This window comes from Colwellia ponticola, assembly GCF_005885605.1.
Lineage (GTDB): Bacteria > Pseudomonadota > Gammaproteobacteria > Enterobacterales > Alteromonadaceae > Colwellia > Colwellia ponticola.
Genome location: NZ_SZVP01000154.1, coordinates 1 through 436, shown reverse-complemented (window position 1 = coordinate 436; position 436 = coordinate 1). Strand labels below are relative to the sequence as shown.

Genomic DNA, 436 nt, shown 5'->3' with positions numbered 1-436 from the left:
GCGAGCCGGTATCGGCCAGACGCCCCAGCGGCAGGCCGGCAATGGCATAAACGATGGTGAAGGCGGTACCGATGATGCCGAGCTGGAAGTCGCTCAGGTGCCATTCCATGCGGATCGGTTCTATGATGATCGCCGGAATGGTGCGGTCGAAGAAGTTGAACAGGTTGGCGAGGAACAGCAGGAACAGAATGCGCCAGGCATTCGCCGCTTGGGTCGAGTTCTGCATGGGTCCGTCTCTTTTATTGTTATGAGAGCTGCGATGCCCGATGCATCCCGCCCGGTACCTGCAACATAGTCAGGCGAGCCGTGGTTGTCTGTAATGATTCGTAAAGCTGATAGGGCATGATTTCACCCGACAACACGGGACTTTGCCGACAAAAATATAAGTGCCTGCCCCCCTTCCCAACGGCCATGACCCGATTAGAATGGCGAGCCT

1 protein-coding gene is annotated in these 436 nt (G+C 56.7%); it reads right to left on the bottom strand.

Annotation, left to right across the window (positions count from 1 at the left end; genetic code table 11):
* A partial coding sequence (locus FCS21_RS16320) for an MFS transporter (protein WP_138624531.1) occupies positions 1 to 226 on the bottom strand: 226 nt, incomplete at its 3' end.
* Positions 227 to 436 lie beyond the last annotated feature (210 nt).